Here is a 1,319-nt window from a genome sequence, read left to right as displayed (position 1 = left end):
GATAACGGGGCGCACTTTGACGGCGACCAGAGCGGCACGGTGAATGGTGTCACGCCGCCAGCGGTGCAGCACCTGACCGCCGGAGTCACCGCAGACAGCGGGGAATATCAGGTGCTGGCGCGCTGGGACACGCCGAAGGTGGTGAAGGGCGTGAGCTTCCTGCTCCGTCTGACCGTAACAGCGGATGACGGCAGTGAGCGGCTGGTCAGCACGGCCCGGACGACGGAAACCACATACCGCTTCACGCAACTGGCGCCAGGGAACTACAGGCTGACAGTCCGGGCGGTAAATGCGTGGGGGCAGCAGGGCGATCCGGCGTCGGTATCGTTCCGGATTGCCGCACCGGCAGCACCGTCGAGGATTGAGCTGACGCCGGGCTATTTTCAGATAACCGCCACGCCGCATCTTGCGGTTTACGATCCGACGGTACAGTTTGAGTTCTGGTTCTCGGAAACGCGGATTACCGATATCAGGCAGGTTGAAACCACAGCCCGCTACCTTGGCACGGGGCTGTACTGGATAGCCGCCAGTATCAATATCAAACCGGGCCATGATTATTACTTTTATATCCGCAGTGTGAACACCGTTGGCAAATCGGCATTCGTGGAGGCCGTCGGTCGGGCGAGCGATGATGCGGAAGGTTACCTGGATTTTTTCAAAGGCAAGATAACCGAATCCCATCTCGGCAAGGAGCTGCTGGAAAAAGTCGAGCTGACGGAGGATAACGCCAGCAGACTGGAGGAGTTTTCGAAAGAGTGGAAGGACGCCAACGATAAGTGGAATGCCATGTGGGCTGTCAAAATTGAGCAGACCAAAGACGGCAAACATTATGTCGCGGGTATTGGCCTCAGCATGGAGGACACGGAGGAAGGCAAACTGAGCCAGTTTCTGGTTGCCGCTAACCGTATCGCGTTTATTGACCCGGCAAACGGGAATGAAACGCCGATGTTTGTGGCGCAGGGCAACCAGATATTCATGAACGACGTGTTCCTGAAACGCCTGACGGCTCCCACCATTACCAGCGGTGGAAATCCGCCGGCATTTTCCCTGACACCGGACGGAAAACTGACCGCTAAAAATGCGGATATCAGCGGTAATGTGAATGCAAATTCAGGGACGCTCAACAATGTCACGATTAATGAAAACTGTCAGATTAAGGGGAAACTGTCAGCCAATCAGATTGAAGGCGATATTGTCAAAACGGTCAGCAAGTCTTTCCCCCGCACGAACAGTTATGCCAGTGGCACCATCACGGTAAGAATCAGTGATGATCAGAAATTTGACCGGCAGGTCATGATACCGCCAGTGTTATTCCGCGG

At 55.4% G+C, this 1,319-nt stretch carries 1 protein-coding gene; it reads left to right on the top strand.

Features of this window, described 5'->3' with window-relative positions; all coding sequences use genetic code 11:
• Positions 1-1,319, top strand: a 1,319-nt coding sequence (locus tag BGE37_RS24710; protein ID WP_105288549.1) for a phage tail tip domain-containing protein, incomplete at both ends; no start/stop codon positions are given.

Source organism: Escherichia sp. MOD1-EC6300 (genome assembly GCF_002965045.1).
Lineage (GTDB): Bacteria > Pseudomonadota > Gammaproteobacteria > Enterobacterales > Enterobacteriaceae > Escherichia > Escherichia coli_F.
Note: the sequence above shows the minus strand (reverse complement) of the source record. Positions and strands in the feature narration are given on the sequence as shown.